At 70.5% G+C, this 26,372-nt stretch carries 27 protein-coding genes and 1 pseudogene; 18 read left to right on the top strand and 10 right to left on the bottom strand.

The features are described 5' to 3' along the window. Positions 1–134: 134 nt before the first annotated feature. Entirely contained in the window at positions 135–1,736 is a 1,602-nt protein-coding gene (locus AC067N_RS21330) for a beta-N-acetylhexosaminidase (RefSeq protein WP_478680455.1), read from the bottom strand. Between the two features lie 210 nt (positions 1,737–1,946). On the opposite strand from AC067N_RS21330, the gene AC067N_RS21335 reads away from it, so the two are divergent. The 5 genes from AC067N_RS21335 (at position 1,947) to AC067N_RS21355 (ending at position 6,237) form a co-directional block, all read left to right on the top strand. Next, a complete protein-coding gene (locus tag AC067N_RS21335) occupies positions 1,947–2,561 on the top strand; it encodes a 2-oxo-4-hydroxy-4-carboxy-5-ureidoimidazoline decarboxylase (RefSeq protein ID WP_478680456.1) in 615 nt (204 codons plus the stop codon). 259 nt (positions 2,562–2,820) lie between these two features. Next, complete coding sequence (gene sdhC, locus AC067N_RS21340; protein ID WP_478680457.1) at positions 2,821–3,201, top strand: succinate dehydrogenase, cytochrome b556 subunit; 381 nt, start codon at positions 2,821–2,823, stop codon at positions 3,199–3,201. A gap of 5 nt (positions 3,202–3,206) precedes the next feature. Beyond that, positions 3,207–3,698 (top strand): succinate dehydrogenase hydrophobic membrane anchor subunit, encoded by a 492-nt coding sequence (locus AC067N_RS21345; protein WP_478680458.1) that lies wholly within the window; start codon positions 3,207–3,209, stop codon positions 3,696–3,698. A 23-nt stretch (positions 3,699–3,721) separates the two neighbouring features. Beyond that, positions 3,722–5,476, top strand: a complete 1,755-nt coding sequence (gene sdhA / locus AC067N_RS21350) for a succinate dehydrogenase flavoprotein subunit (RefSeq protein ID WP_478680459.1) — start codon at positions 3,722–3,724, stop codon at positions 5,474–5,476. Then, positions 5,476–6,237, top strand: a complete 762-nt coding sequence (locus AC067N_RS21355; RefSeq protein WP_478680460.1) for a succinate dehydrogenase iron-sulfur subunit — start codon at positions 5,476–5,478, stop codon at positions 6,235–6,237. The genes sdhA and AC067N_RS21355 overlap by 1 nt, the downstream gene beginning before the upstream one ends. 113 nt (positions 6,238–6,350) lie before the next feature. On the opposite strand, the gene AC067N_RS21360 is transcribed toward AC067N_RS21355, so the two are convergent. The 3 genes from AC067N_RS21360 to AC067N_RS21370 all read right to left on the bottom strand — a co-directional run bounded on the left by AC067N_RS21360 (position 6,351) and on the right by AC067N_RS21370 (position 7,831). Further along, positions 6,351–6,614, bottom strand: a complete 264-nt coding sequence (locus AC067N_RS21360; RefSeq protein ID WP_478680461.1) for a TM2 domain-containing protein — start codon at positions 6,612–6,614, stop codon at positions 6,351–6,353. A 334-nt stretch (positions 6,615–6,948) separates the two neighbouring features. Beyond that, positions 6,949–7,347: a DUF2752 domain-containing protein gene (locus tag AC067N_RS21365; protein ID WP_478680462.1), complete on the bottom strand. Its 399-nt coding sequence runs from the start codon at positions 7,345–7,347 to the stop codon at positions 6,949–6,951. Further along, positions 7,340–7,831 (bottom strand): TM2 domain-containing protein, encoded by a 492-nt coding sequence (locus AC067N_RS21370; protein ID WP_478680463.1) that lies wholly within the window; start codon positions 7,829–7,831, stop codon positions 7,340–7,342. The genes AC067N_RS21365 and AC067N_RS21370 overlap by 8 nt, the downstream gene beginning before the upstream one ends. A 480-nt stretch (positions 7,832–8,311) precedes the next feature. Here AC067N_RS21370 and AC067N_RS21375 point away from each other — a divergent pair, with 480 nt between their 5' ends. From AC067N_RS21375 to AC067N_RS21395, 5 genes are all read left to right on the top strand, one after another. Next, the gene (locus tag AC067N_RS21375) at positions 8,312–8,680 is read left to right on the top strand and encodes a type II toxin-antitoxin system RelE/ParE family toxin (RefSeq protein ID WP_478680464.1); all 369 of its coding nucleotides are present in this window, start codon (positions 8,312–8,314) and stop codon (positions 8,678–8,680) included. Continuing rightward, a complete protein-coding gene (locus AC067N_RS21380) occupies positions 8,677–8,994 on the top strand; it encodes a helix-turn-helix domain-containing protein (RefSeq protein WP_478680465.1) in 318 nt (105 codons plus the stop codon). Before AC067N_RS21375 ends, AC067N_RS21380 begins: the two co-directional genes overlap by 4 nt. A gap of 212 nt (positions 8,995–9,206) precedes the next feature. Then, positions 9,207–9,704 carry an FG-GAP repeat domain-containing protein gene (locus AC067N_RS21385; protein WP_478680466.1) on the top strand — a complete coding sequence of 166 codons (498 nt, stop codon included), beginning with the start codon at positions 9,207–9,209 and terminating at the stop codon, positions 9,702–9,704. A gap of 226 nt (positions 9,705–9,930) precedes the next feature. Continuing rightward, positions 9,931–10,584, top strand: a complete 654-nt coding sequence (locus AC067N_RS21390) for an FG-GAP repeat protein (RefSeq protein ID WP_478680467.1) — start codon at positions 9,931–9,933, stop codon at positions 10,582–10,584. 85 nt (positions 10,585–10,669) lie between these two features. Beyond that, on the top strand, positions 10,670–11,461 hold the full coding sequence (locus AC067N_RS21395) for a hypothetical protein (RefSeq protein WP_478680468.1): 792 nt from the start codon (positions 10,670–10,672) through the stop codon (positions 11,459–11,461). A gap of 226 nt (positions 11,462–11,687) precedes the next feature. Here the strand turns inward: AC067N_RS21395 and AC067N_RS21400 are convergent, their stop codons facing one another. Then, positions 11,688–12,131: a hypothetical protein gene (locus AC067N_RS21400; protein WP_478680469.1), complete on the bottom strand. Its 444-nt coding sequence runs from the start codon at positions 12,129–12,131 to the stop codon at positions 11,688–11,690. Positions 12,132–12,519: 388 nt separating this feature from the next. On the opposite strand from AC067N_RS21400, the gene AC067N_RS21405 reads away from it, so the two are divergent. The 5 genes and pseudogenes from AC067N_RS21405 to AC067N_RS21425 all read left to right on the top strand — a co-directional run bounded on the left by AC067N_RS21405 (position 12,520) and on the right by AC067N_RS21425 (position 15,582). Beyond that, positions 12,520–12,930 carry a VOC family protein gene (locus AC067N_RS21405; RefSeq protein ID WP_478680470.1) on the top strand — a complete coding sequence of 137 codons (411 nt, stop codon included), beginning with the start codon at positions 12,520–12,522 and terminating at the stop codon, positions 12,928–12,930. A gap of 118 nt (positions 12,931–13,048) precedes the next feature. Next, a complete protein-coding gene (locus tag AC067N_RS21410) occupies positions 13,049–13,474 on the top strand; it encodes a hypothetical protein (protein WP_478680471.1) in 426 nt (141 codons plus the stop codon). 5 nt (positions 13,475–13,479) lie between these two features. Continuing rightward, positions 13,480–14,061: a thiol-disulfide oxidoreductase DCC family protein gene (locus AC067N_RS21415; RefSeq protein ID WP_478680472.1), complete on the top strand. Its 582-nt coding sequence runs from the start codon at positions 13,480–13,482 to the stop codon at positions 14,059–14,061. 18 nt (positions 14,062–14,079) lie between these two features. Beyond that, positions 14,080–14,883: a TetR family transcriptional regulator gene (locus AC067N_RS21420; RefSeq protein ID WP_478680627.1), complete on the top strand. Its 804-nt coding sequence runs from the start codon at positions 14,080–14,082 to the stop codon at positions 14,881–14,883. A gap of 90 nt (positions 14,884–14,973) precedes the next feature. Beyond that, positions 14,974–15,582: pseudogene (locus AC067N_RS21425) on the top strand (Uma2 family endonuclease). Here AC067N_RS21425 and AC067N_RS21430 read toward each other — a convergent pair. Further along, positions 15,575–18,013, bottom strand: a complete 2,439-nt coding sequence (locus tag AC067N_RS21430; RefSeq protein ID WP_478680628.1) for an MMPL family transporter — start codon at positions 18,011–18,013, stop codon at positions 15,575–15,577. The pseudogene AC067N_RS21425 and the gene AC067N_RS21430 overlap by 8 nt on opposite strands. 238 nt (positions 18,014–18,251) lie before the next feature. On the opposite strand from AC067N_RS21430, the gene AC067N_RS21435 reads away from it, so the two are divergent. Both AC067N_RS21435 and AC067N_RS21440 read left to right on the top strand, forming a co-directional pair. Beyond that, positions 18,252–18,920 carry a response regulator transcription factor gene (locus AC067N_RS21435; protein ID WP_478680629.1) on the top strand — a complete coding sequence of 223 codons (669 nt, stop codon included), beginning with the start codon at positions 18,252–18,254 and terminating at the stop codon, positions 18,918–18,920. Beyond that, a complete protein-coding gene (locus AC067N_RS21440; RefSeq protein WP_478680473.1) occupies positions 18,917–20,380 on the top strand; it encodes a sensor histidine kinase in 1,464 nt (487 codons plus the stop codon). Before AC067N_RS21435 ends, AC067N_RS21440 begins: the two co-directional genes overlap by 4 nt. A 24-nt stretch (positions 20,381–20,404) precedes the next feature. Here the strand turns inward: AC067N_RS21440 and AC067N_RS21445 are convergent, their stop codons facing one another. From AC067N_RS21445 to AC067N_RS21455, 3 genes are all read right to left on the bottom strand, one after another. Beyond that, entirely contained in the window at positions 20,405–21,961 is a 1,557-nt protein-coding gene (locus AC067N_RS21445) for an ABC transporter substrate-binding protein (RefSeq protein ID WP_478680474.1), read from the bottom strand. A gap of 169 nt (positions 21,962–22,130) precedes the next feature. Further along, the gene (locus AC067N_RS21450; protein ID WP_478680630.1) at positions 22,131–23,519 is read right to left on the bottom strand and encodes a metallophosphoesterase; all 1,389 of its coding nucleotides are present in this window, start codon (positions 23,517–23,519) and stop codon (positions 22,131–22,133) included. A gap of 16 nt (positions 23,520–23,535) precedes the next feature. Beyond that, positions 23,536–23,778 carry an SCO4848 family membrane protein gene (locus AC067N_RS21455; protein ID WP_272169139.1) on the bottom strand — a complete coding sequence of 81 codons (243 nt, stop codon included), beginning with the start codon at positions 23,776–23,778 and terminating at the stop codon, positions 23,536–23,538. 127 nt (positions 23,779–23,905) lie between these two features. Between AC067N_RS21455 and AC067N_RS21460 the strand changes: the two genes are divergently transcribed. Then, a complete protein-coding gene (locus AC067N_RS21460) occupies positions 23,906–25,210 on the top strand; it encodes a D-alanyl-D-alanine carboxypeptidase family protein (RefSeq protein WP_478680475.1) in 1,305 nt (434 codons plus the stop codon). Positions 25,211–25,449: 239 nt separating this feature from the next. Here AC067N_RS21460 and AC067N_RS21465 read toward each other — a convergent pair whose 3' ends face one another. Then, positions 25,450–26,319 carry a YihY/virulence factor BrkB family protein gene (locus tag AC067N_RS21465; RefSeq protein WP_478680476.1) on the bottom strand — a complete coding sequence of 290 codons (870 nt, stop codon included), beginning with the start codon at positions 26,317–26,319 and terminating at the stop codon, positions 25,450–25,452. Positions 26,320–26,372 lie beyond the last annotated feature (53 nt).

Genomic DNA, 26,372 nt, shown 5'->3' on the forward strand with positions numbered 1-26,372 from the left:
GGCGCGGTCCTCCCCAGACCCTCGCGCTCGGCGATCAGAACACGCGGAACATACGGTTCACCGGCCCCGTCCGTCCACTCCTTTCCCGCCCCGGCGCCGAGCTCCAACTCCCGCCCCGGCGCGGCGCGGCGCGCTCAGCTCACTTTTTCCGCCAGCGCCCGGAACTCCGTCCACGACAGCGCCGGCTTCGCCGGGTCCCACAGCTTCTGGGACAGCGCCCGCAGCGGCATCCGCACACCGGCCGCCACCTGCGCCTCGGTCTGCCGGTTCGCGAGGTCGCACCAGACCGCGAAGACACCGCCGAGGATCTGCTTGTCGTACTGCGCGGGCACAGCGGTCGTGCCGCGCAGCACCCGCGGGGTCCACGACTCGTAGATGCGCTGCCCCGTCGGATAGACGAACTGGTTCGGCTCACCGAGCACGTAGTAGAGGTACTCGTCGTTGTAGTTGACGACCTGCCGCCCGGCGCCGAGGTACTCGACCGGCGGCCGCGCCCCGATCTCCTTGCCCGTCCAGTAGGCGACCTGGATCCGCTTGTCCGCCTGGACGCGGCCGCCCCGGAAGAACCCGTCGTTCCACGCCCGGACCGTCCGGTCGTGGCCGCGCATCACCGCGGCCCGGTCGTTGAGCCAGCCGGTCGCCAGGTCGGCGACGGTCGCGCCCGCGCCGTACTTCGCCCGCGCGGCCGCCGCCAGCTGCGGATAGGACGCCTCCGGGTCCGACGCCATCAGCGCCCGGTACTCGTCGGCGCCGAGGTGCCACTGCGCGCCGGGGAACAGGCCGGCGTACTCGTTCAGGAGTTCGTCGACGATCTTCGCGGCGGCCGGCTTGGAGATGTCGACCGCTCCGCTCGCGGCCACGCCCTGCGCGTTGACCAGCTGCAACCCAGGGTTCCCGGCGATCACGGCCCCCAAATGGCCGGGCGAGTCGATCTCGGGGACGACCTCGATGTGCCGGCTCTCGGCGAGGGCCACGATCTTGCGCACCTGCGCCTTGGTGAGGTGCTGTTCCGACACCACCTCGGGATGGGTCGAGGACTCGATCCGGAAGCCCTGGTCGTCGGAGAAGTGCAGGCCGAGCTGGTTGTACTTGAGGTCGCCCAGCTCCCGGACGCGGTCCTCGATCCAGCCGGCCGTGAAGTGCTTGCGCGCGATGTCGAGCATGAAACCGCGCTGCGGCTTGGCCGGCTCGTCCTTGACGACGCCCTCCGGCGCCGTGCCGCCGCCGCGCACCGTCTGCTTCAGGGTGCGGGTCCCGTAGAAGACACCGGCCTCGGCCGGCGCGGCGATCCGCACCCGCCGGTCCTTCACCGTCAGCGTGTACGCCTCCGAGGCGGACTTCCCCGAACCGTTGAGCGCCAGTTCCACGTCGCCCTCGCGGGGCTTCGCCTCCCCCGCGTACGTCAGGCCCAGCTCCCCGGCGGTCAGCCGGCCCTCGTCGGCCAGCGCCCCGTCGCGGACGACGACCCGGCCGCCGCCGGAGGGGCGCCAGCCCGGCCCGCGGGCGGCCTCGTGCTGCCGTACCGCCGGAACGGTGCGCGGCTTCTGCGACAGGGCGTACGAGGTCGAGGGGGACGGCGAGGGCGACTCCGTCGGGGCGCTCACGGACGACCGCTCCTGCGACTGCGAGCCGCCGGCCGCCCGGGTGTCGCCGCCCGGCCACACGGTCACCGCGACAGCGACCGCGCCACCCGCAAGGGCGACCCCGGAACCCAGGAGCAACCCTTTCGACGTCATCGCCGTCCTCCTGCGGGGAGCCCGGCGTCGGCCACGGCTCACGACGCGCTCCCGGCCCCGGTCCGCATCCGCCACATCTCCCACACCTCTCTGCCGTCCGCTCCCCCGCACCTCCCCCACGAACCTACGACGTCCCACCGTCCCACCAGTCCACCACAGTTTCCGAAACTTGCCCGACCGGGTGAATTTCGGGCATCGAACGGACAGCCCATGACCCGCCTCGATAACGTGGTGGCACATCTCGCACACACCGCCCCGCCGGCCCCTACGCACCGCCGAGGAACCCCGCTGCCTCCGCACCGTCTCCCTCACCTCCCCGGTCAGGTCACCCTTCCGGAGCAGGCGCGCACCCCCGGCCTCTCGGCCCTGGAGCGGTTCAACCACGCCCCCGAGGACACCCTGCGGCAGTCCCTCCTCACCTGTCTGCGCAGCGCCCGCTGGGCCCACCGGCTCACCGACCACCGCCCCTACCCGAACCTGGACGCCCTGCTCGCCGCCTCCGACGAGGCCGCGTACGACCTGACGGCGACCGACCTGGCCGAGGCCCTCGCCGGCGAATCCCTCCCCGTCCTGCCCTCGGACACGTACGACGTGGCCCACACGGCTCTGAGCGCCGCCCACGCGGCCTACGAGGCCCGCTTCGGCCACGTCTTCGTCCTCTGCCTGGACGGCACCCCTCCGGTGGAGCTCCTGGACCGCGCCCTGGAGGGCATCCGGTCACGTTTGGCGAACGATCCGGAGGAGGAGCGGGTGGTGGTGGCAGAGGAACTCCGGCGCCTCGCCCGACAACGGCTGATCGGGTTCCTCAGGGGCGCGGGACCGTGACCCGTGCGGCCGCGCCACGGGGCGCGACCTGCCACAACGAACCCGGGCCCGGCGGCCGACGGGCACTCCCACCCCGGATGCCGCCCGATACTCACCCTTACGTGCAGCTCTCGATGCCAGTTTGATCACACCGCCACACCCGGCTTAAGCGCCGCACGCACACGTGGCTACGATGGCCAGGGCCGGTGGACCGTACCCGGCCGGGTCAGACCGACAGACAAGCCGGCCGGCCCCAATCCCGCTCCCGGAGGGTTCTTCCGTGCCGGCTGGAACGCTGTACCGCGGCCGGGAAGGAATGTGGTCCTGGGTGGCTCATCGAGTCACCGGCGTCCTCATCTTCTTCTTCCTGTTCGTACACGTGCTGGACACCGCTCTCGTCCGTGTCTCCCCCGAGGCCTACGACAAGGTCGTGGCCACGTACAAGACGCCGATCGTCGCGCTGCTGGAGTACGGCCTCGTCGCCGCCATCCTCTTCCACGCGCTCAACGGCCTTCGGGTGATCGCCGTCGACTTCTGGTCGAACGGCCCGCGTCACCAGAAGAAGATGCTGTGGATCGTCCTCGGCATCTGGGCCGTGCTGATGATCGGGGCCCTGTACCCCGTCCTCGGTCACGCCGTCCGTGAACTGTGGGGGAGCTGACAGCCATGTCCACCACTGAGACCACCGCCTCCGGTATCGGCCCCGTCGAGGGCTCGGGCACCCTGTCGGGCTACAGCCCGGAGAACCCGGCGCCGCTCATCGAGCCGCCCCGCAAGCGCACCAAGAAGACCCCGAAGTCGACCCGCGGCAACTTCGAGATGGCCGCGTGGCTGTTCATGCGGCTGTCCGGCATCGTCCTGGTCGTCCTGGTCATCGGCCACCTGCTCATCCAGCTCGTCCTGGACGGCGGCGTCTCCAAGATCGGCTTCGCGTTCGTCGCGGGCCGCTGGGCGTCCCCGTTCTGGCAGGTCTGGGACCTGCTGATGCTGTGGCTCGCGATGCTGCACGGCGCCAACGGCCTGCGCACGGTCATCAACGACTACGCCGAGCGTGCGAGCACGCGGCTGTGGCTGAAGGGCCTGCTGTACACCGCCACGGTGTTCACCATCCTGCTGGGCACGCTGGTGATCTTCACCTTCGACCCGAACATCCGCTAGGCACGGGGCTGAGGCAACCGATCATGAAGATCCACAAGTACGACACCGTCATCGTCGGCGCCGGCGGCGCCGGTATGCGCGCCGCGATCGAGTCGACGAAGCGCAGCCGCACCGCCGTGCTGACCAAGCTGTACCCGACCCGCTCCCACACGGGCGCCGCGCAGGGCGGCATGGCCGCCGCGCTCGCCAACGTGGAGGAGGACAACTGGGAGTGGCACACCTTCGACACGGTCAAGGGCGGTGACTACCTGGTCGACCAGGACGCCGCCGAGATCCTGGCGAAGGAGGCCATCGACTCCGTCCTCGACCTGGAGAAGATGGGCCTGCCGTTCAACCGCACCCCGAACGGCACCATCGACCAGCGCCGGTTCGGCGGTCACAGCCGCAACCACGGCGAGGCGCCGGTCCGCCGGTCCTGCTACGCGGCCGACCGCACCGGCCACATGATCCTCCAGACGCTGTACCAGAACTGCGTCAAGCACGGCGTGGAGTTCTTCAACGAGTTCTACGTCCTGGACCAGCTGATCACCGAGGTCGACGGCGTCAAGAAGTCCGCCGGTGTCGTGGCCTACGAGCTGGCGACCGGCGAGATCCACATCTTCCAGGCGAAGTCCGTGATCTACGCGTCCGGCGGCTGCGGCAAGTTCTTCAAGGTGACGTCCAACGCGCACACCCTCACCGGTGACGGCCAGGCGGCCGTGTACCGCCGGGGGCTGCCGCTGGAGGACATGGAGTTCTTCCAGTTCCACCCGACCGGCATCTGGCGCATGGGCATCCTGCTGACGGAGGGCGCCCGCGGTGAGGGCGGCATCCTCCGCAACAAGGACGGCGAGCGCTTCATGGAGAAGTACGCGCCGGTCATGAAGGACCTCGCCTCCCGTGACGTCGTCTCCCGCTCCATCTACACGGAGATCCGCGAGGGCCGCGGCTGCGGTCCCGAGGGCGACCACGTCTACCTGGACCTGACGCACCTCCCGCCGGAGCAGCTGGACGCCAAGCTCCCGGACATCACCGAGTTCGCCCGGACGTACCTCGGCATCGAGCCCTACACGGACCCGATCCCGATCCAGCCGACCGCGCACTACGCCATGGGCGGCATCCCGACCAACGTCGAGGGCGAGGTCCTGGCGGACAACACGACGGTCGTACCGGGTCTGTACGCCGCCGGTGAGGTCGCCTGTGTCTCCGTGCACGGCGCCAACCGCCTCGGCACCAACTCGCTGCTCGACATCAACGTGTTCGGGCGCCGGGCGGGCATCGCGGCCGCCGAGTACGCGCAGAAGGCCGACTTCGTCGACCTGCCGGAGAGCCCGGAGTCCCTGGTCGTCGAGCAGATCGAGCGGCTGCGCTCCTCCACGGGCAACGAGCGCGTGGCGGACCTGCGCCGTGAGCTGCAGGAGACCATGGACGCGAACGTCATGGTGTTCCGCACCGAGCAGACGATCAAGACGGCCGTCGAGAAGATCGCCGAGCTGCGCGAGCGCTACAAGAACGTGGCGATCCAGGACAAGGGCAAGCGGTTCAACACCGACCTGCTGGAGGCCATCGAGCTGGGCAACCTGCTCGACCTGGCCGAGGTCATGGCCGTCTCCGCGCTCGCCCGCAAGGAGTCCCGCGGCGGTCACTACCGCGAGGACTACCCGAACCGCGACGACGTCAACTTCATGCGTCACACCATGGCGTACCGCGAGGTCGGCGACGACGGCTCCGAGACCGTCCGCCTCGACTACAAGCCGGTCGTCCAGACCCGCTACCAGCCGATGGAGCGTAAGTACTGATGGCTACCCCTGTTCTGGACAAGGTCGAGGCCGACTCCGCCGCGTCCCCGTACATCACCGTCACCTTCCGCATCCGCCGCTTCAACCCCGAGGTCGCGGCCGAGGCGGTGTGGGAAGACTTCCAGCTGGAGATCGACCCCAAGGAGCGGGTCCTCGACGGTCTGCACAAGATCAAGTGGGACCTGGACGGAACGCTGACCTTCCGCCGCTCCTGCGCGCACGGCATCTGCGGTTCCGACGCCATGCGGATCAACGGCAAGAACCGTCTTGCCTGCAAGACGCTGATCAAGGACATCAACCCCGAGAAGCCGATCACGGTCGAGCCCATCAAGGGCCTCACGGTCCTCAAGGACCTGGTCGTGGACATGGAGCCGTTCTTCCAGGCGTACCGGGACGTGATGCCCTTCCTGATCACGAAGGACACCAACGAGCCCACGCGTGAGCGGCTTCAGTCGGCGGAGGACCGCGAGCGGTTCGACGACACGACGAAGTGCATCCTGTGCGCCGCCTGCACGTCCTCGTGCCCGGTGTTCTGGAACGACGGCCAGTACTTCGGTCCGGCCGCGATCGTCAACGCCCACCGCTTCATCTTCGACTCGCGTGACGAGGCCGGCGAGCAGCGGCTGGAGATCCTGAACGACAAGGACGGCGTGTGGCGCTGCCGCACGACGTTCAACTGCACGGACGCCTGCCCGCGCGGTATCGAGGTCACCAAGGCGATCCAGGAGGTGAAGCGGGCGCTGATCACGCGCCGCTTCTAGGACTCCCCGGCCTCTCCCGGCCGTACAACGCTGAGGGCCCCGCTCCGGGATCGGAGCGGGGCCCTCAGCGTTGTCGCCGTACCTCACCGGGCCCGGGGGGCCCGGGCGCGGTGTCAGCCGCGCAGGACGCGGCCCTGCGCGTCGGTGCGGTCGTTGCTGGTGAGGAACAGGATGCCGTCGATCAGGGACCAGAAGCCCAGACCACCGCAGGTGAGCAGCTGGGCGACACCCACGCCCACGGAACCGACGTAGAAGCGGCCGATGCCGAGCGTGCCGAGGAAGAGCTGCAGAACGCCGGCGACGATCTTCGACTTGTCGGAGTACGCACGGCCCTTCGGGTCGTAGCCGTAGGGAGCGTCAGGGGTGGGGACGGTCATGGAAGTAACTCCTGGATGTACTGACTGAAAAGGCCGAAGCGGATTGCTCCGGGGAGAGTCCAGGAGGGAGGGCGCGGCAAAAACCGGCAGCGATCGGGCACGGCGAACGCCGGCCGACGATCGAGCACGACGTAATCCCCCGTCATCCCCCCTGTCGCCGTTGCAGCGTAGTGAGACTCATGGGACGGACGGGAGGGGAAACAGCCGATCGTTCCGATTCCGTGATCCGGTTCCGGCCAAGTTGCGACAACTGCGCGACATAAAGCGGGCGTAAGGGATTTACGGCGACTCACGGCGGGAAGGCAGGGGGATTTGGCGCAGCCACCCCCGCCGTTCAGCGCATATTGCGGACGACCGTCCAGGTCACCGCGATGCCCAGGATCAACGCCTGGGTGCGGGGCCGCAGTCCGGGACGCCAGCGGCGTCCGCGCAGCCCCTCGACGAACCAGCGGCCGAGCAGGACGAGCGCGAAGGGCGCGGCGAGCAGCAGTACGCGGTTGTCGTGCCAGGCGGCGGCGAACTGGCCGTGCATCAGGTCGTACACCATGCGGGTGCCCCCGCAGGCGGGGCAGAGCAGCCCCGTGACATAGCGGAACGGGCACTGGGGCAGCAGATGGCCGGGCTCGTGCGGGTTGGTGCCGTACAGGTAGGCGGCGCCCGCCAGCCCGGCGGCGGCCACCGCGAGGGGGGCCGCCGCCGGGTGTCGCAGCACGGCGGGGCCGCGCTCAGCCACGCAGGACCCGCCCGTTGGAGTCCGTGGTGTTGCTGCTCGTCAGCAGGATGATGCCGTCGACCAGCGCCCAGATGCCGAGGCCGCCGCAGGTGAACAGCTGGGCGAGGCCCAGGCCGACGTGGCCGATGTAGAAGCGGCCGACGCCGAAGGAGCCGAGGAACAGCGAGAGGATGCCGGCGACGATCTTCGACTTGTCGGAGTACGGGCGGCCGTACGGGTCGTACCCGTACGGGGCGTTGGGGTCGCCCGTGTACGCGCCGCCGACCGGGGGCGCCTGGTAGCCGTAGCCCGGCTGGGCGCCCTGCTGGGGGTAGCCGTAGCCCGGAGCGGCGCCCGGCTGCTTGTACGCGTCCTGCGGGTGGCCGCCCTGCGGGGCGCCGTAGGGGTTGGCGCCCGGTGCCTGGCCAGGAGCCTGGTTCGGGTACCCGTAGCCGGGCTGGGGCGGCTGCGGGGGCTGAGCGGGCTGCTGGGGCTGCTCGGTCACGGTACTGACTCCTGCGTCGATTGCTTGAGCGGCTGAATATGGGCTGTCCGTCATATTGCAGGAGAGGAGGCCCCGGAGAGAAGTTGTTACCTCGCGGTCACAGTTGGCTGAGGATCGTCGGGTCCGTGATCTCCGTGCTCTGGGCGAGCGGCATCGGCTTGCCGAGGATGACGGCGAGCATGCGGTCCGCCCCGTAGGGGAGACAGTCGCTCGACGGGGGTCGGTTCCCGTCCGCGCCGGGGAGGCCGATTTCCGCGCGATCGACAGGAACTGGTCGTGGGGCGACACGAGCGCGTGGCCGACCCCCGGACGAACGGGTTCGAGGCGCGCGGCTTTTGAGAGGGAGCGGGGCCTACTGAAGAACGGTCACTCCATCGAGTGATCTACGCCGGACTGTCACCCTCGGATGGTATCTAGTACACCAGGGTACTAGTATGTACACGTACTACATGGTGATCGTTGATGGCCTGACATCTTGAAATGACCGGAGAGGTGCGCGATTGGCTGCACGCACTGCGCAAAGACGACCGCACCACGGCACGCCTGGCGGGCCAGGCGATCCAGGCTCTCGTGGAGGAGGGCCCGGAGCTCGGACGCCCTCTGGTGGACCGGATCAAGGGCTCAGCCCTGCATCACCTCAAAGAGCTCAGACCCGGTTCGTCCGGTGACACGGAGATCAGGATCCTCTTCGCCTTCGATCCCGGGCGCAGCGCGGTGCTCCTGGTGGCCGGTGACAAGGCGGGGCGATGGACGGCGTGGTACCGCCACTCGATCCCCCTGGCCGAGGAACGCTATACCGAGTGGCTGGACCACCTGGCCCGGCGACGTCACGAGGAGACAGAGCGATGACCGGCTTTCACTCATGGGACGAGGTCAAGGAAGAGGTCTTCGACACCGAGGACTTGGACGACATCACGGCGGGTGCCCGGCGTATGGTCGCCGAAGCACGTGCCCACCGGCTGGCCGAGATGCGCAGACAACTCGGCCTCACCCAGCGCGAGGTGGCCGACCGTATGCACGTACGACAGGAACGGGTGTCCGCCATCGAACGCGGCAGGACCGAGTCCGCCGAGGTGGGAACAGTCGCGGCTTACGTGGAGGCCTTGGGCGGGGAGTTGGAGATCGTCGCGAACTTCAACGGAACCCGGGTGGTCGTGGCGTAGCCCGGCACACGATGTTCCCCACGGTTCCCGCACAACCCTTGCACCTCGACGTGTGTCTCTTCTGTACGCCTGTTCGGCAGCGCCTTGCGCATGACGATGACTCAGCTGTACCGCGAGTCAATGTCGTTGGCACCACCCCCGGCTCTGCCCTCTCGGCGTCCCAGACCAGCGCGGGCCGGCCGACGAGCCCCCGCGCGCACCGCAGGAGACGCATGTTCACACGCAGGAACACCCGCCTGGTTCTCGCGACGGCCGCGGCCGTGTCGCTGACCGGCGGACTGCTCGCCCTCTCGACGGGCAGCGCGAGCGCCACCCCCGCCAAGTACGCCGACGACTTCAACGGTGACGGGTACCGGGACTACGCGACCACCGACCATGGCTCGTTCACGGTGACCTATGGGGCTGCGACCGGCCCCGGGACCAAGACCAGGACGTTCACGCAGAACAGCCCCGGTGTGCCGGGCAAGTCCGGTGAAGCGGGCGGCTACGGCGACGGCTTCGGTGAGGATCTCGCCGCCGCCGACCTCAATCGTGACGGCTACGCGGATCTGGCGGTCGCCGACCGCAGCGAGAAGGTGAGCGGGAAGGCCAGCGCGGGCGCGGTCACCATCATGTGGGGCGGCAAGTCCGGTCTCGGCACCAAGGTGACGAGGCTCCCCCCTCAAGGCCAAGTCCCACCGCAGCTTCGGCAACGAGCTGGAGACCGGTGACTTCGACGGTGACGGCAAGGCGGACCTGGCTGTCGCCGACGGCCTCGACACCATCCACATCTACCGGGGTGGCTTCACCCGGTCCGGCAGAACGGGCAAGGTCACGAAGCACACCCGCTCGGACCACACCCGCACCTTCGAACCGACCGGGCTGGTCGCGGGGAAGGTCACCAAGGACAGGGCCACCGATCTGTATGCCCTCGGCCAGGGCTACCGCAAGGACAAGATGACTCAGGACGCCTGGTTGCTGCGCGGCGGCAAGACGGTCAGGTGGAGCGGCAAGCTGGTCTCGATCAACAACGAGGAGCCGGACTACGACCCGACCGGCGTGATCGCGGACTTCGACAAGGACGGCTACGGGGATCTGGCGGTCGGCGACACCTCGTACAACAAGGGTGCGGGCTCGGTGGTCGTCGTGCGCGGCGGCAAGTCCGGACCGGCCACCAACTACCGCCTCACCCAGGCCGCTTCCGGCATCGCCACGGCCGCGTCGAAGAGGGACGGCTTCGGGTACGGCCTCTCCGTCGGCGACACGAACCGCGACGGCCACCCGGGCCTCGCGGTCGGAGTCTCCGGGGAGGAGGTCGGCTCCACGAAGGACGCGGGTGGCATCCACATCCTGCGCGGCGGCAGGAAGGGCCTGACCGGCGCGGGCTCCCAGTGGTTCAGCCGGGCCACGGCGGGAGTACCGGGCAACCCTGAACGGTACGAGATGTTCGGCTCCGCCCTCCGCCTGCGCGACCTCGACGGCGACGGGGACAAGGACCTCCTCGCCGGGAGTGTGAACCGCCGGACGAGCCTGTTCTTCCGGGCGAGCGCATCCGGGATCACGACCGAGACCGTGACGGAGCTGAGCCTGGAGCCGACGTTCCCGGAGTAGAGGTCAGCCGTGTGGAGGGGGGTCTCCTGGCTGGATTGTGTCCAACTGGTGTGACGGATGGGGCTGTTGATCAGAGACTGCCCCCATGAACTCCCTGAGGAAAGCCGCCGCCGCGTTGTCGGCCGTGGCCGCGATGCTGATCGCGACACCCCCCACTGCCTCGGCGACCCCCGCCCCGCACGACGTGTACGGCGGGACCTTCGTGAAGGAGAACTTCAACCGGCTCCCCCTCGGCCCGGTCACCGGGGGACGGGGCTGGACCACCGACGCCGCGAACGGCTCACTGACCGTCGAGCGCGCCGCCGACGGGCGCGGCCGTGAACTCCGTCTCCGCACCGAGGGCAACGGCCGGGCCTTCGTCGTCTTCCCCGACCTGGCTCCGCCCGGCAACAGCTTCTGGGCCCGGGTTCGGCTGCGCGTGGACCGGTTCCCGACGGCACCCGACTGGGCCCACTGGACCCTCGCGGAGGCGTCCGGTTCCGACTCCCCCACCCTGGTCCGGCCGCTCGGCGGCCAGTACGCCCCCACCGACAACGGCAACTTCTACGGCGTCGGCTCCGACCTCGGCCCCACCGGCGACTGGACGAACTGGCGCACGTCCGCGCCGGCCGCCGACGGGGCGTGGACCTGCGCGGAGTTCCACCTCGACGCCACGGACAACCGCGTCACCGTCTACCTCGACGGCGTCGAGCAGCCCGACCTGACCGTCTCCACGAAGCAGCACGGCGGCACGACGGACGACTTCGTCTTCCCGACGTTCGACAAGCTGAAGCTGGGCTGGCAGCTGTACCAGGCCGACCCCAGCCCGTCCTCGTACGACGTACGGATGGACGACATCGCGCTGAGCACGCGGCGGGTGGGGGGCTGCGCGGCCTGACGGAGGGGATCACGGACCCGACTCCGCTGTCCCCGGCCTCGAAGCCACGGCTCCCGAGTGGGCCGCCCGTCCCGGTGAACGGGTGCCCCGTTATGCACGGGTTGTCCCGTAGGTAGCGGCCCTGAAAGGGGGTCACCGGCCTTCGGGCCCGGACGCGCAGGAGGTCAACGCCCCAGCACGTCGGCGGTCTCTACGAACGCGGGCCGCAGGACGGCCTTCCCCGCAATCACGAGTGGTAGGTGATGTTGACGACCACGGTGTCCGGGGACAGGCCGTCCACGTACGAGTTGAAGAATTCGATGTATTGCTCGTGCGGCATGGATTCCCTGGAGATCCACTCTCCGTCGAGAGTCAGCAAAGCGTCACGCGCCAAGGCTTCATGGACCTTCACCCGCACAAAGCGGGCGACGCCCACACCGAAATCCCCTACCGCCTGGTCTCCGAAACGGGAACGAAGTTCAGGTTCACCCAGAATCACACGCACCAGCGGTTGAGCCGCATACTCGCGCCATGCGGATCCGGCATGACGAACCGTTGCACTCGGATCTTCGGCGATCAGATCCGCCAAGCTGCGCGCCGCAGGGAAGCCCGCGGAGAACTCTTCCCACTTCCTCCACAGGGCACGAGCCGATACAGCCGACCGGGACCGCTGCATCTGGATGTCCAACAAGCCCAACGGGCCTCCCGAACAACGACCCATCGGGAGCTGGTAGTCGATCTGACGTGGTGGATCGAAATCCCGAATCAGTCGCTGATCCCTCTCACATCCAGACCTGACAAAGAACTCCCGGTGCGCGGCACCCGATGACCAAGCGTCCCATTCACCGGAAGGGAGGTCTTCGCCCAAGCCGTTACGATCAAAGGGAGCCATGACCTCTGCAAGTGCTTGACGCACCCCCTCGGATGCCGGCAGTGGCTGCAAACATGCGGTCAGTACCTCTCTGGCCAAATCAACCTCCACATCGAGATGCCGCCGGCGCCGCGACCGGAGTCGACCACCTGCCACGCGAGTGCCGTCGCTCCCGCCAGCAAGCCGGCCGAAGCTCTAATCTGACGACATGTCAGACAATGGGTCGTACGAGCTGCTCGGTTTCGACAACATCCTCCTCCCGGTCGGCGACCTCGGCGAAGCCGTCGCCTTCTACGGGCGAGCCGGTTTCGATGTGGCGTTCCACCTTGAGGAGGTGGGGATCGCCCAGCTGAAGGTGGGCAAGGAAACCCCCGGGCTGCTGCTCCGGCTGGAGGCCGCGCCGCGGCACCGGCCGCCGGGGTGGGCGGCGACCCGGGTGTGGCTGGAGGTGCGGGACGCCAGGGCCGCGGCCCGCGTCCTCGCGGCTGCGGGCATCCAGCCGATCGCGCCGCCGTTCTCCGTCGCCACCGGCTGGACCGTGGAGTTCGCCGACCCCTGGGGGAACGTCATCGGCCTCACGGACTACCTCAAGCGGCCGGAGCTGGCCCGCACCTCCTGACTCCTCCCCGGCGCACTCCCACGCCCCGAACTCTGCTTGAACATGTTCAAAAACAGGGCTACTGTCTCATCGACAGCACGTTTTGAACGTGTTCAAGAGAGCCTGAAGGGGTGGGGGCATGGACCTCACGGTCGTCGCGTACGTCATCTATCTGCTGGTCAGCGTGGGTCTGACCGTCTGGGTGGCGAGGACGCTGAGCCGGAACGGGCGGATCTTCCTCGGGGATGTGCTGCGGGGGAACGAGAAGCTCGCGGACGCGGTGAACCACCTGCTGGTGGTCGGGTTCTATCTGGTGAACCTGGGCTTCGTGGCCCTGTACCTGAACACGGACGGCGCCATCGACAGCCCGCGCGAGGTGTTCGAGGCGGTGTCGGCGAAGCTCGGCGTGGTGCTGCTGGTGCTGGGGGCGCTGCACCTGGGCAACGTGTTCGTGCTGAACAAGTTCCGGCGGCGGGGCGCCATGGAGCGGGAGCTGGTACCGCCGGTCGCTCCGCAGGGCTGGACCACGCCGGGGGCGCCCTCGGTCCCGCCGGCCGGGGCGTGACCTCGATGGCGGCGATCGCGGCCACCGCCGACCGGGGCGCCGAGCGCGTCCCGGTCCGCGGGCTCACCGTGCTCTACGACGCCCGGTGCACCCTGTGCGTCTTCGTACGGGGATGGCTGGGCAGGCAGCGGCAGCTGGTGCCGCTCGACTTCGTCCCGGCGTGGTCCGACGAGGCCCGGCGGCGCTTCCCATCACTCGACCACGGGGCGACCCTGGCGGAAATCACCGTCGTCGGGGACGCCGGGCAGGTGTACCGGGGCTCCGCCGCCTGGATCGTGTGCCTGTGGGCACTGCGCGAACACCGGCCGCTCGCCCACCGGCTGAGCGCCCCCGCCGGGGCACGGCTCGCCCGGGGCGCGGTGCTCGCCGCCGCGAAGTGGCGGGGCGTCGAGTACGGGAGCGGTACGCGCCCGGTGGGCGGGGCGGGCGGCGGGCAGCAGTGGGGCGGAAGCATCTACTCCACCGCGGACGGCTGGGCGTACGACCCCCGGCAGGGGTGGACGTACACCGCGCCGAAGCCGCGGCCCGGCACCTCGTCCGGGGTCTCCCCCGGCGGCTGCGACAGCGGTACGTGCCCGACTGGTTAGGCTCTGCCCGTGCCCGCAGTGAACGACGAACCCAGTGCAGAGCCCGGCTCCGAGCCCCCGGCGGCGGAGCCGCCGGCCGCCGCCAGGGACGACGGGGCACCCGGCGGCCCCAGGGGCGGCTCCGCCAAGTCCGAGCAGACCCGCGCGCTCATCCTGGAGACCGCGCTGCGGCTCTTCCAGGAGCGCGGGTACGACAAGACGACGATGCGGGCGATCGCCAAGGAGGCCGGGGTCTCCGTCGGCAACGCGTACTACTACTTCGCCGGCAAGGAGCACCTGATCCAGGGGTTCTACGACCGGATCGGCGCGGAGCACTTCGCGGCGGTGCGGCCGGTGCTGGAGCGGGAGACGGACCTCCAGGCCCGGATCGCCGGGGTCCTGACGACCTGGCTGGACGTGGCGGAGCCGTACCACGAGTTCGCGGCGCAGTTCTTCAAGAACGCGGCCGACCCGGACAGTCCCCTCAGCCCCTTCTCCCCGGAGTCGGCGGGGGCGCGCGAGGAGTCGATCGCCATCCACCGCGAGGTCCTCGCCGGTTCGAAGGCGAAGGTCCCCGAGGAACTCCGGGAGGTCCTGCCCGAGTTGATGTGGCTCTCCCAGATGGGTCTCGTCCTCTACTGGGTCTTCGACCGCACGGAGGGCCGCGAACGCAGCTACCGTCTCGCGGAGCGAGGGGCCCGGCTGACGACCAGAGGGGTGTCCCTGGCCCGCTTCCGGGTCCTGCGCCCCCTCGTCCACGAGGTCCACGAACTGTTCACGGACTTCCTTCCGGGGATGACGAAGGTGCTGCCGGATCCGGGGGCCACCGGGAAACTCGGGTGATCACTTTCGGATGAACGGGGTCGAACGGGACCTCTGGCCTCGCCCCTGCCTACGATGACGGCCTCGACCCCAGCCCACAGGAGGCACGCGATGTCCGCAGCATCCGTCGAGCGGCCCCACGGCAACCGTCCGCTGATCGCGGAGGCGAACCGGATCGTGGACCGGCTCCCGGGGTACCGCGTCGAGATCATCCGAGGCACGATCGTTGTGACGCCGCCCCCCCAACGTCGGCCACGCCCGTGCGTTGTCCAGGTTGCGGACCCCCTTCATCGCCGCGGGCCTCGCCGGCGGCGAAACCGAGGTACTCGAGGGTGTGGGTGTCTGGCTGCCGAACGGAGCCGAAGACTATGCGATCCCGGATCTCGCGGTCGTCGACGCCGACATCGACGACCATCTCATCGAGAACAACTGCTACGACCCGATCGCATTCCGTCTCGTTCTGGAGGTCACCTCCAGAACGACGAGAACGACCTTCGTGGCAAGGTCGGCGCCTACGCCCAAGCGAAGATCCCGGTGTACGTCATCACCAACCGCCAGCACCAGCGCGTGCACGTGCTCACCGAGCCGACCGGGGGCGAGTACCAGACCCACCGTATCCACGCCCCCGGCGAAACCGTCACGCTGCCCAGGTCGATCGGCGCCGAAGTCACCCTGGACGTCGACCTGATCCTCAAGGCCGGGCAGACGAAGGTCAGCTGACCGCGTCCACCTCCCCCTCCGTCACCCCCGCCAGCTCCACGTCGTACACCAGCGGGCCCTCCCCGACGTCCACCTGTCGTGCGCGGGACGTGTGCGCCGGGGATGTCGCCGCGAGGAGGTACGTGCCCGGGCCCGGCACCGCGACGATGTACGAACCGTCCGCCAGCGACGTCACCCGGTCCAGTCGGCGTCCGCCCCGGGTCAGCAGGGTCACCTCCGCGTCGCCCACCGGCTCGCCGTCCGCCGTGCGGATGAAGCCGTGGACCACGGAGGCCGGGCCGCCGCCCTCCGACCCGGTCGTCGGCTCGACGGCCGCCGGCTCCTCCCTCGGCTCCACCGCCAGATGCGGCAACCGCTTCTCCAGCCCCGCCGGCAGCCACCAGTTCGCCTTCCCCAGCAGATGCATCGCGGCCGGTACGAGCGCCGTACGCAGGACGAACGCATCCAGGGCGACGGCGGCGGCGAGACCGATGCCGGCCATCGCGGCCTCCAGTTCGCCGCTGAGCACGAACGCGCTGAAGACGCAGATCATGATCAGGGCCGCGCAGTTGATGACCCGGCTGGTCTCGGCGAGGCCGACCCGCACGGCGCGGGCGTTGTCCCGGGTGTGGACCCACTCCTCGTGCATCCGGCTCACCAGGAACACCTGGTAGTCCATCGACAGCCCGAAGAGCAGGGAGAGCATGATGACCGGCAGGAACGCGGCGATCGGGCCCTCCTTGCCGACGCCGAGCAGCTCCGTGCCCCACCCCCACTGGAAGATGGCCACCAGGACCCCGAAGGACGCGGCCGCCGCGACGAGGTTCATCAGCGCGGCCGTCAGCGGCACCACCAGGGAGCGGAACGCGACCATCAGCAGCAGGAAGCCCAAGGCGATGATCGTCGCGATGAAGTAGGGAAGCCGGTCGCCCGTGACCGACGCGAAGTCCTTCGACACCGCCGTCACCCCGCCGACATGGGCCTCGGCCCCGGACTCCGGGATCACGTCCTGCCGCAGCCGGTCGATGAGGCGGTCGGTCCGCTCGTCCTGGGGCGAGGTCGTAGGGACCACCTGGATCACGGTGACCCCGTTCGCGGGCGGTACGGCGGCCACCTGTGCCACACCCGGCGTGGACTCGATGCGCGAGACGAGGCCCTGGGCGTCCGTCCCGTCCACGACCACCTGGAGGGGGCCGTTGAAGCCGGGGCCGAAGCCCTCCGCCAGGAGGTCGTAGGCCTGCCGGGTGGTCGTCGTGTCACGGTGGTTGCCCTGGTCGGAGGTGCCGAGCCGGATCGAGAGGACCGGCACGGCTAGGACCAGCATCACCACGAGGGCGAGCACGGCGGTCGAGCGCGGGCGCCGCTCGACGTACGCCGACCAGCGGGCGGCGAGACCGCTCGTCACCTCCGGCTCGGGCCCCGCGACCGCGAGCCGGCGCCGCTGGCGGCGGCTGAGGACGCGCGGGCCCAGCACCCCGAGGAGGGACGGCAGCAGGGTGACCGCCGCGAGCACGCTCAGCACCACGGTCAGCGAGGTCGCGATGACGACGCCGTCGAGGAAGCGGAGGTTCATCACCAGCATGCCCGCGAGGGCGATGCACACGGTGCCGCCCGCGAACAGCACCGCGCGGCCGGAGGTGTTGAGGGCGGTCACGGCCGCCTCCTCCGGTTTCATGCCGCGCAGGATGCCGCGCCGGTGCCGGGTGACGATGAAGAGGGCGTAGTCGATGCCGACGCCGAGGCCGATGAGCGAGCCGAGCAGCGGGGCCACGTCCGGGATGTTCGTGGTGTGGCTGAGCAGGGCCGTGGCCATCATGCCGGTGCCGACGCCCGCGATCGCCACGACGATCGGCAGCAGCATCGCGAAGAGCGAGCCGAAGGCCAGGAAGAGGACGACGGCCGCCGCGAGGATGCCGACCGCCTCGGACGTGCCCTGGGTGGCCTCCTGCGCCCGGGCGATCGCCTGACCGCCCAGTTCCACCCGGAGTCCGTCCCGTTCGGCGTCCTGCGCCGTCTCGATGACGTCGTCGATCAGCGCCCTGGGCACGGAGTTCGCCTGCTCGGTGAAGGTCACCTGGGCGTAGGCGATCGTCCCGTCCCGGCTGACGCCCGATCCTCCGCCCGCGCCGCCGCCCTCGTCGTACGGGCCGGTGACCTCCCCGACGCCCTCCATCCGCCCGATCCGTTCGAGCGCGGGCTCGATCCGGGACCGTACGGACGCGTCCCGCACCGATCCTTCGTCGACCTTCCACACCACCGTGTCCACGTCGCCCGCGCGTTCCGGGAAGGCCCTGTCCATCAGGTCGTACGCGCGCTTGGAGTCCGTGTCCGGGAGCGAGAAGACGTTCGCGTAGTCGGTGCCCGCGGCCGAGCCGGCGAAGCCGACGCCGAAGACCGTCCCCACCCACAGCAACAGGACCACCAGTCGGTGCCGATAGCACCACCGTGCCAGTGTCGCCACGATCAACTCTCCTTCTGCGGCGGTCGATTGGTCCCCCAGGTCCTGGGAACACCTTCGACCGCCGGGCGGCCAGGGCGACATGGCCCGCCCATGACTCTCAAGGAACTCCAAAGGGGAAGCCGTCCCCGGGCGGAACTCCTGTGCGGATACTGAGGACATGACCCGACACGAGGGAGTCGACGAGGCCGTGGGCCACGCCGGGGCGGGGCCGGACGGGACGGCGGCCACCGTGCTCGTCGTCGAGGACGAGCCGAGCATCGCGGACGTCCTCGCCATCGCCCTGCGCTACCACCGCTTCGAGGTGATGACGGCCGGCACGGTCCGGGAGGCGCTCGCGCTCGCCGAGCGCACCCGGCCCGACGCCGCCCTGCTGGACGTGATGCTGCCGGACGGCGACGGCCGGGGCCTCGGCCGTGAACTGCGCGCCCGGCGGCCCGAGCTGGCGCTGGTCTTCCTCACGGCGCGGGACTCGCCCGCCGAGATCGTGGGCGCGCTCGGCTTCGGCGACGACTACATCACCAAGCCGTTCCACATCGACGAGGTGGTCGCCCGCGTCACGGCCGTGCTGCGCCGCACCCGGCGTGCCGACGTCCTCCCCCAGCGCCCGCCCCTGCGCTACGGCGACCTGGAGCTGGACGAGACGACGTACTCGGTGCAGCGGGCGGGCCGCACGGTGGAGCTGACGCCGACCGAGTACGCGCTGCTGCGGTTCCTGGTGCGCAACGGCGGACGGATCGTGCCGAAGGAGCAACTCCTGCGCCATGTCTGGCAGTACGAGCACGCGCCGGCCGAGTCGACCGTCGTCGAGACCTACATCAGCTATCTGCGCCGCAAGCTCGACGCCCTCGGCCCGCCGCTGATCACCACCCGGCGGGGCGTCGGATACGGGCTGGCATGACACTCCTCCGGCGGCTCCCCGGCAGGCGTCGGCAGGGGCGCGGCCACTACTCCCTGCGCGCCAAGCTCACCCTCGCCAACGTGGTGCTGCTGGCCGTGGCGATCACCGCGGCGACCACGGTCAGCGCGCTGGGCATGCGACTGTACCTGCTGGACAGCGTCGACACGGAGCTGATGACGACCCGCGACTCGATCGGCCGGGCGCAGGTCAGCATGGAACAGGTGGACGCGCTGAGCGCACTGTTGGCCATCAGCCGCAAGGCGTCCGCCGAGCCCGCCGCCGAGGACGCCGGCTCCCTCGTCCAGGGCGCCGTCTTCACCGCCCTGGACGCCCGGGGCGAGCCGCTGACCGTCGCCGGTTTCGCGCCCACGGCCGGCCAGCGGGCGCTCGCAGCCGCCGTCGACGACCCGGCGGCTCTCGTCGCCGACGACGAACCCCACGACGTCGACGTGTCCGGCGCCCCGCACCGGGTCACGGCGGCCCGCCTCGACGACGGCACGACCGTCCTGCTCGCCACCTCCACCGAGTCGCTGCACCGGGTGATCGCCAAGGCGCTCCGGCTGGACTTCGGGGTCGGCGCCCTGCTCCTCGCGCTCCTCGCCTGTCTGACGCTGTTCAGTGTGCGGCGCCGGATGCGGCCGCTGGAGGACATGGTCGAGACGTCGTCCGCGATCGCCGAGGGCGATCTGACCCGCCGCATCCCCTCCAGCTCCGAGGCGACGCTGGAGGTCGAGCAGCTGCGCCTCGCCCTCAACTCGATGCTCCAGCAGGTCGAGTCGGCCTACCGCACCCGTGAACGCAGCGCCGCCCAGCTGCGCCGCTTCGTCGGCGACGCCTCGCACGAGCTGCGCACCCCCCTGTCCGCGATCCGCGGCTACCTCCAGCTCCACGAGAAGGGCATGCTCACCGACCCCGCGCAGCGCCGTCGCGCCTGGGACCGCATGAACGGCGAGGTCGACCGCATGGGCCGCCTCGTCGACGAACTCCTCACCCTCGCCCGGCTCGACCAGCACCCCGAACTGAGGCTGCGGAACGTGGACCTGGCCTGCCTGGTCCGTGACGCCGCCGCCGATCTGCGTGCCCAGCAGCCCGAACGCCCCGTCACGGTCGCCGCGGAGGGTGCCCTCCTCGTCCACGCCGACGAGTCGGGGCTGCGGCAGATCCTGGGCAACCTGGTGAGCAACGTCCGCACCCACACCCCCGCGGACGTGCCGGTCCGCCTCTGTGTGGAGCGCGAGAACGGCACCGTACGACTGTCCGTCGCGGACGAGGGTCCGGGGCTGTCCGAGGAGGACGCGGCGAGGATCTTCGACCGCTTCTTCCGGGCGGGCGGAGGAGTCGGCAGCGGCCTGGGCATGGCCATCGTGCAGGGCGTGGCGGAGGCCCACGGGGGCGGGGTCACGGTGACGACGTCCCCGGGTGACGGCCTGACGGTGGCGGTGTCCCTGCCGGCGCCCTGAGACGCCACCGACTGCCGGTCGCCGTCAGATCCGGTCCAGCCGCCACAACCGGAACACCCCCGTCGCGTCGGACAGGTACTGCGCCCCGCCGACGTCCTCCGTGCTGAGCACGTACTCCTTGCGCTGCCACAGCGGGATCAGCGGGACGTCCTGCGCGACGACGTCCTGGAGGCTCCTGAAGTCGTTCACCGCCCGGCTGCGGTCCGCGTAGCGCCGGGCGTTCCGGATGAGCCGGTCGGCCTCCCTGCCGTCGTACCCGTTCTTCATGGGCCCGTCGGTGCCCACGAGGGGGCCGCTGAAGGTGTCGGGGTCGGGAAAGCCGGCCACCCAGCCGACACCGTACGCGTCGAGCTTGCCGTCGGCGCAGCGCCGCTGGAACTCGGCCCGGGGGTAGGCCTTCGTCGTCACGTAGAACAGTCCGGTCGCCTCCAGCTGCCGTTTCAGTTCGGCGGCCTCGGCGACGGCGGACTCCCGGCCCTCGGCGTATCCGTAGGTGAAGCGCACCGGCATGCTCACACCGGCGGCGTCGAGCAGCTTGCGGGCCCGCTGCGGGTCCGGCTTGGGGTACATGTCGAAGAACGAGGTGGTGTGGCCCGTGATCCCGGCCGGGATCAGCGAGTACAGCGGGTCGGCGGTGCCCTGGTAGACCTCGGCCACCAGCTTCTCCCGGTTGACGAGCGCGGCCAGCGCCTGCCGCACCCGGCGGTCGTGGAGGGGTGAGCCCTCCCGCATGTTGAGGACCAGGTTGCGGGTCTCGGTGCTGTCGGACTCCATGACCCGCTGGTCGGGGTCGGTCGGCGACAGCCCGGCCAGCACGGCGGGCGGCAGCGTGCGCGCGGCGACGTCGATCCGCCGTTCCTTCCACGCTTTCGCCAGTGCCGCCGAGGTCTTGTAGTAGCGCATGAGGACGCGTTCGCCGGTGTGCTGGACGGCGCCCCGATAGCTCTCGTTGGGGCTGAGGCGGGCCTGCCGGTCCTTGGTGTAGGACGTCAGGACGTACGGCCCGGTGCCGTCGGCGCCGCCGTCGGTGCGCAGCCTGTTCGCCGGGTACTTCGTGCGGTCGACGATCGATCCGGCGCCGGTGGCGATCTTGTACGGGAAGGTGGCGTCCGGCCCGGTGAGGCGGAAGCTGACGGTCGGCCCGCTCACGCTGACCGACCGGAGGGTGCCGAGGAGCGAGGCGGGGCCGGTGTCCGCGTTGATCCGCTTGACCCGGTCGAAGGAGTACTTCACATCCGCCCCGGTCACCTCGCGCCCGCCGGGGAACCTCAGCCCCTGGCGGAGGGTGCAGCGGTAGACGGTGAGTGCGTTGCCGGCGAACTCGCAGCCGCGCGCCGCGTCGGGGACGGGGCCGGCGCCGCCGGGCTCGAAGGTCAGCAGTGACTGGAAGACGTTGTTGAACAGGGCCCAGGACCCCGCGTCGTACGCGCCGGCCGGGTCGAGGGACGTCACCGGGTCGATCGTACCGACGGTGATCGTGCTGTCCGCGTCCCGCTGGGCGGGCAGTATCTGCCAGCCGCCGACGGCCGCGATCACCAGCACCAGCAGCGACGCGAGAACCCGCATGCGAACCGACCGCATCGGCGCCCCTCCCCATGACTCCACCCGGCCCACGACGCTCCGTGCTTCCGCGGTGGCGGCGATCACCTAACCACACCCGTTCGCACGCGTGGAAGAGGGGTCCCGTCGAGTCGGGAGGGGACCGGGCGAGGCGTCAACCACAGCTTCCGTGAACGGCCCTGACGGATCGTCACGCCTGCTTCGACGCCAGCTCCACGACGGTGATGTCCGACGGTGCCCCCACGCGTACCGGAGGCCCCCAGGCGCCCGCGCCCCGGCTGACGTACAGCTGGGTGTCGCCGTAGCGCTCCAGGCCCGCGAGGGTGGGGTTGGCGGCCTCGGCGACGTAGTTCATCGGCCACAGCTGGCCGCCGTGGGTGTGCCCGGAGAGCTGGAGGTCCACGCCGTGGTCGACGGCGTCATGGATCTGGACGGGCTGGTGGGCGAGGAGCACGACGGCCCGCGAGGTGTCCCGGTCGCCGAGCGCCTTGGCGAAGTCGGGGCCCTGGCCCTCGTCCTCCCCGGCGATGTCGTTCACCCCGGCGAGGTCGAGGTACGGCAGTTCCCGGCGGTCGTTCTCCAGTGGGGTCATCCCCAGGCGCCGCACCTCCTCCACCCACTGCTCGGCGCCGGAGAAGTACTCGTGGTTGCCGGTGACGAAGTAGCTGCCGTGCCGTGCCTGAAGTCCCGCGAGGGGTGCCGCGGCCGGGCCCAGGTCCTTCACACTGCCGTCGACCAGGTCGCCGACCACGGCGATCAGATCGGGCTGGGTCGCGTTGATGGTGTCGACGACCTTCTGCGCGAAGCCCCGGCCGAGCATCGGACCGAGGTGGATGTCGCTGACCACCGCGATCCGGAAACCGTGCGCCGCGCGCGGGAGCCTCGCCAGCGGCACGGTGACCCGTTTGACCCCGGGACCGCGTACGACGCCGTACGTGCCGTAGCCCACCGTCCCCAGGGCGGTGGCGGCGGCGGCACCGCCGACCACACGGGAGACGAAGAGGCGGCGGGAGACTCCGGCGGGGGAGGACCCGGCCGGCTCGGCGGGTGAGGCACCGCCGGCTTCGGAGCCGGCGGGAGCGGCACCTTCGGTCTCGGTGCCGTCCGCGGCGGCCGGCCCGGCCGGGTCGGCGGTCATGGTCGTGTCGACCGGGTCGGCGGTCGCGGTCGCCTCGGCCGGGGCCGTGAGCCGCGCGCCCGCCGGGACCGGCTCCGGTTCGCGTACCGCGGGCTCGGGCCGCTCGGCCGGGGCCGGGGAGCGACGTGCCACCAGACGGCTCAGCAGGGGGCGTACCACTTCCCCCGCCAGCAGAGCCAGCAGCAGGTACAGCGCGAGGGCGAGCCACAGGAAGCCCGGCCAGCCCAGCGTCTGCTGCAACCAGAAGGGGGCGCCGCCGCGCTCGGCGCCGAAGGCCGCGAACAGCAGCACCGGCCCGGCGATGAACACCCCGGTGCCCACGCGTCTGGCCAGGCCCGGCCCCCGTGTCGTGTCGCGCACCAACCGGCGCCAGGCGTACCGGTGCAGGGCCCCGAAGGCGGCCAGCACCAGCAGGGCCACGAGGACGAAGACGATCACCATCACGTCGTACTCCCCGTCACGTGGTCCGGCGAAGTGCGCGCAGTCCGCGCAACCCGATGACGCCGATGACCGTCCCAAGGACAAAGGAGACGACGGCGAGCGTCAGATGCACCCAGAAGTACGCGGTCGGATCGCCCGCGTCGTCGAAGGCGAGGCCGCTGCCGTCCTTCCAGAGATTCCGGATGAAAGTGACCCAGATGACCCAGCTCCACACCCCGAAGGCGAGCAGGAACCAGGAGAGGGGGCGGCTGAGCTTCATGCGTTCAGTATCACCGCCGCCCGCCGGGGGCTCGCGCCGGGGTGCGAGCGAGGGCGGGGGCCCGGGCCGCTCGATGGCCGAGAACGGCGGTGGGATTCACGGGGCCGCGCCATGTACTTTCTCGATCGTGCCCGCCTCGAAGAAGACCGCCAGGCGCTCCCTGCTGGTCACCTCCGCCATCACCGTGTCCCTCTCGCTGACGTCGCTGATCTCGACGACGGTCGCCCCGGTCGCGTACGCCGCCGACCCGACCCCGAGCGGGAGCGCCTCCCCGTCGGCGACTCCCCCGGCGGCGATGTCGACCGTCGGCGGTGAACAGCTGGGCAGGCCGGGGACGCAGGCCAACCTGGGCGGTGACGCGCCGGTGGTGCCCAAGGGCATCAGTGCCCGCTCGTGGATCGTGGCGGACGCCGAGTCCGGCGAGGTGCTGGCCGCGCACAACGCGCACTGGCGGCTGGCCCCGGCGAGCACCCTGAAGATGCTGTTCGCGGACACGCTGCTGCCGAAGTTCAACAAGGACGACAAGCACAAGGTCGCCCCCACCGACCTCGCGGGGGTCGGCGCGGGCTCCAGCATGGTCGGCATAAAGGAGAACGAGACGTACACCGTCCACGATCTGTGGCTCGGTGTCTTCCTTCGCTCCGGCAACGACGCGGTGCACGTGCTGTCCGCGATGAACGGCGGCGTCAAGCAGACCGTCGCCGATATGAACGCCCACGCCGAGGAGCTCCAGGCCCTCGACACCCACGCGGTCAGCCCGGACGGCTACGACGCCAAGGGGCAGGTGTCGTCGGCGTACGACCTGACGCTGGTCGCCCGTTCGGGGCTGCAGAAGAAGGACTTCCGGGAGTACTGCTCCACCGTGCGCGCGAAGTTCCCGGGCGAGACCAGGAAGGGCAAGAACGGCAAGAAGAGCCGGTCGTCCTTCGAGATCCAGAACACCAACCGGCTACTCACGGGCGACAGCGGTCTGGACTCCTACCAGGGCATCGCAGGTGTGAAGAACGGCAACACGACGAACGCGGGCGCGACGTTCACGGGGGTCGCCGAGCGGGACGGCCGGGTGCTCCTCGTCACGGTCATGCACCCCGAGAAGGAGGAGCACAACCAGGTCTACAAGGAGACCGCGAAGCTCTTCGACTGGGGGTTCGCGGCGGCGGGCAAGGTGCAGCCGGTGGGTGAACTGGTCCCGCCGAAGGGAGCGGAGACCTCCGGCGGCAGCGCCGAGCCCAGTGCGCAGCCGGGGGGTACGGCACCGGCCTCCTCCCCCGCGCCGGCCTCCGGGGGCGCGGGCGGCAAGGCGGTGGCCTCCGCGGCGGCCGGCGGGTCCAGCGGGATCGGGATCGCCCTGGGAGTGACGGGCGGGGTGCTCGGCCTCGTGGCGGGCGGGGTGTTCCTGGTGAACCGGAAGTGGCCCCTGCGACGGAAGTAGGAGCCGGTCCGGGTCGCGTCCGCGGGGTTGCCGTGCATCGCGGGCTGCAGCATCTCGTGGATTCTCGCGCGGTTCCCCGCGCCTCTGAGAAGCGACCGGGGCTGCGCCCCGTGCTGTCCGATGAAGGGCGGGCCGCAGGCCCGACCCTTCAGGGGCGCGGGGAACCGCGCGAGAAGAACACACCACCCGCACCCGCCTACGAGACGCGCACCCCCGAGCCACTGGGCGGCGCCGCCGGGCTATGACGCGCCCTCGGTCTCCTCCCCTTTCCCCTCGGCCGTCCAGGCCGCGCAGTACAGCAGCAGCTTCGCCGTGAGGTTGATCCACAGCATCAGCGCGATCGGGACACCGAACGCCCCGTACATGCTCTTCGACGCGACGCCCTGCATGTATCCGCTGAGCAGCAGCTTCAGCAGTTCGAAGCCGACCGCGCCCATGAGCGCGGCCACCACGAGCCGCCGCCGCGGCGGATGGACGCCCGGCAGCAGTGTCAGGACGTACAGGAGGAGCAGGAAGTCGGCCAGCACGGCCACACCGAACGCGGCGACCTGGAGGAGGACACCGCCCCACCCGTCCCGGTCGACGCCGAGCCGGTCCGCCGTCCAGCCGACCGTCGCCGACGCCACCATGGAGGCCGCCAGGGAGACGAGCACCGCGCCGCCGAGTCCGACGAGGACGCCCGCGTCCTTGGCCTTGGCGAGGACGGGGTTCTCGTCCGGCTCGGGCTTCTCCCACACCGCGCGCAGACACCCCCGCATCTCCCCGACCCAGCTGATGCCGGTGAAGAGCAGCAGTGCGCCGGCGATGATCCCGACCGTGCCGGCGTTCTCGACGAGCCCTGCGATGTCGAGCTGGTCGGAGATGCCGGGCACCTGTTCGGCGAGCCGGTCGTCCAGCCGGCGCCGCCGGTCCTCGCCGAGCGTCGCCGCGGCGATGGCCGCGCCCATGGTCAGCAGCGGGAAGAGCGCGAGGAAGCTGAGGAACGTCATGGCCGCGGCCAGCCGCGTCCAGGTCACCCGCTCCAGCCGTTCGTACGAGCGCCACGCGTGCGTGGTCATCAGGCGCTCGGCCAGGGGGCCGATCCCGGGGAGCTTTTTCAGCCAGTCCATGATCCGACCCTGCCCTCGTCGTGGTCACCCGATGCCGGAGTACCCACGCGAGC

The sequence above is a fragment of the Streptomyces sp. NPDC042364 genome (assembly GCF_056437585.1).

Coding starts and splice junctions, on each gene's coding strand:
- AC067N_RS21330 (WP_478680455.1), bottom strand. CDS start 1,736: ATGACGTCGAAAGGGTTGCTCCTGGGTTCCGGGGTCGCCCTTGCGGGT.
- AC067N_RS21335 (WP_478680456.1), top strand. CDS start 1,947: ATGACCCGCCTCGATAACGTGGTGGCACATCTCGCACACACCGCCCCG.
- AC067N_RS21345 (WP_478680458.1), top strand. CDS start 3,207: ATGTCCACCACTGAGACCACCGCCTCCGGTATCGGCCCCGTCGAGGGC.
- sdhA (WP_478680459.1), top strand. CDS start 3,722: ATGAAGATCCACAAGTACGACACCGTCATCGTCGGCGCCGGCGGCGCC.
- AC067N_RS21355 (WP_478680460.1), top strand. CDS start 5,476: ATGGCTACCCCTGTTCTGGACAAGGTCGAGGCCGACTCCGCCGCGTCC.
- AC067N_RS21360 (WP_478680461.1), bottom strand. CDS start 6,614: ATGACCGTCCCCACCCCTGACGCTCCCTACGGCTACGACCCGAAGGGC.
- AC067N_RS21375 (WP_478680464.1), top strand. CDS start 8,312: ATGACCGGAGAGGTGCGCGATTGGCTGCACGCACTGCGCAAAGACGAC.
- AC067N_RS21380 (WP_478680465.1), top strand. CDS start 8,677: ATGACCGGCTTTCACTCATGGGACGAGGTCAAGGAAGAGGTCTTCGAC.
- AC067N_RS21385 (WP_478680466.1), top strand. CDS start 9,207: ATGTTCACACGCAGGAACACCCGCCTGGTTCTCGCGACGGCCGCGGCC.
- AC067N_RS21390 (WP_478680467.1), top strand. CDS start 9,931: ATGACTCAGGACGCCTGGTTGCTGCGCGGCGGCAAGACGGTCAGGTGG.
- AC067N_RS21395 (WP_478680468.1), top strand. CDS start 10,670: ATGAACTCCCTGAGGAAAGCCGCCGCCGCGTTGTCGGCCGTGGCCGCG.
- AC067N_RS21405 (WP_478680470.1), top strand. CDS start 12,520: ATGTCAGACAATGGGTCGTACGAGCTGCTCGGTTTCGACAACATCCTC.
- AC067N_RS21410 (WP_478680471.1), top strand. CDS start 13,049: ATGGACCTCACGGTCGTCGCGTACGTCATCTATCTGCTGGTCAGCGTG.
- AC067N_RS21415 (WP_478680472.1), top strand. CDS start 13,480: ATGGCGGCGATCGCGGCCACCGCCGACCGGGGCGCCGAGCGCGTCCCG.
- AC067N_RS21440 (WP_478680473.1), top strand. CDS start 18,917: ATGACACTCCTCCGGCGGCTCCCCGGCAGGCGTCGGCAGGGGCGCGGC.
- AC067N_RS21445 (WP_478680474.1), bottom strand. CDS start 21,961: ATGCGGTCGGTTCGCATGCGGGTTCTCGCGTCGCTGCTGGTGCTGGTG.
- AC067N_RS21450 (WP_478680630.1), bottom strand. CDS start 23,519: ATGGTGATCGTCTTCGTCCTCGTGGCCCTGCTGGTGCTGGCCGCCTTC.
- AC067N_RS21455 (WP_272169139.1), bottom strand. CDS start 23,778: ATGAAGCTCAGCCGCCCCCTCTCCTGGTTCCTGCTCGCCTTCGGGGTG.
- AC067N_RS21465 (WP_478680476.1), bottom strand. CDS start 26,319: ATGGACTGGCTGAAAAAGCTCCCCGGGATCGGCCCCCTGGCCGAGCGC.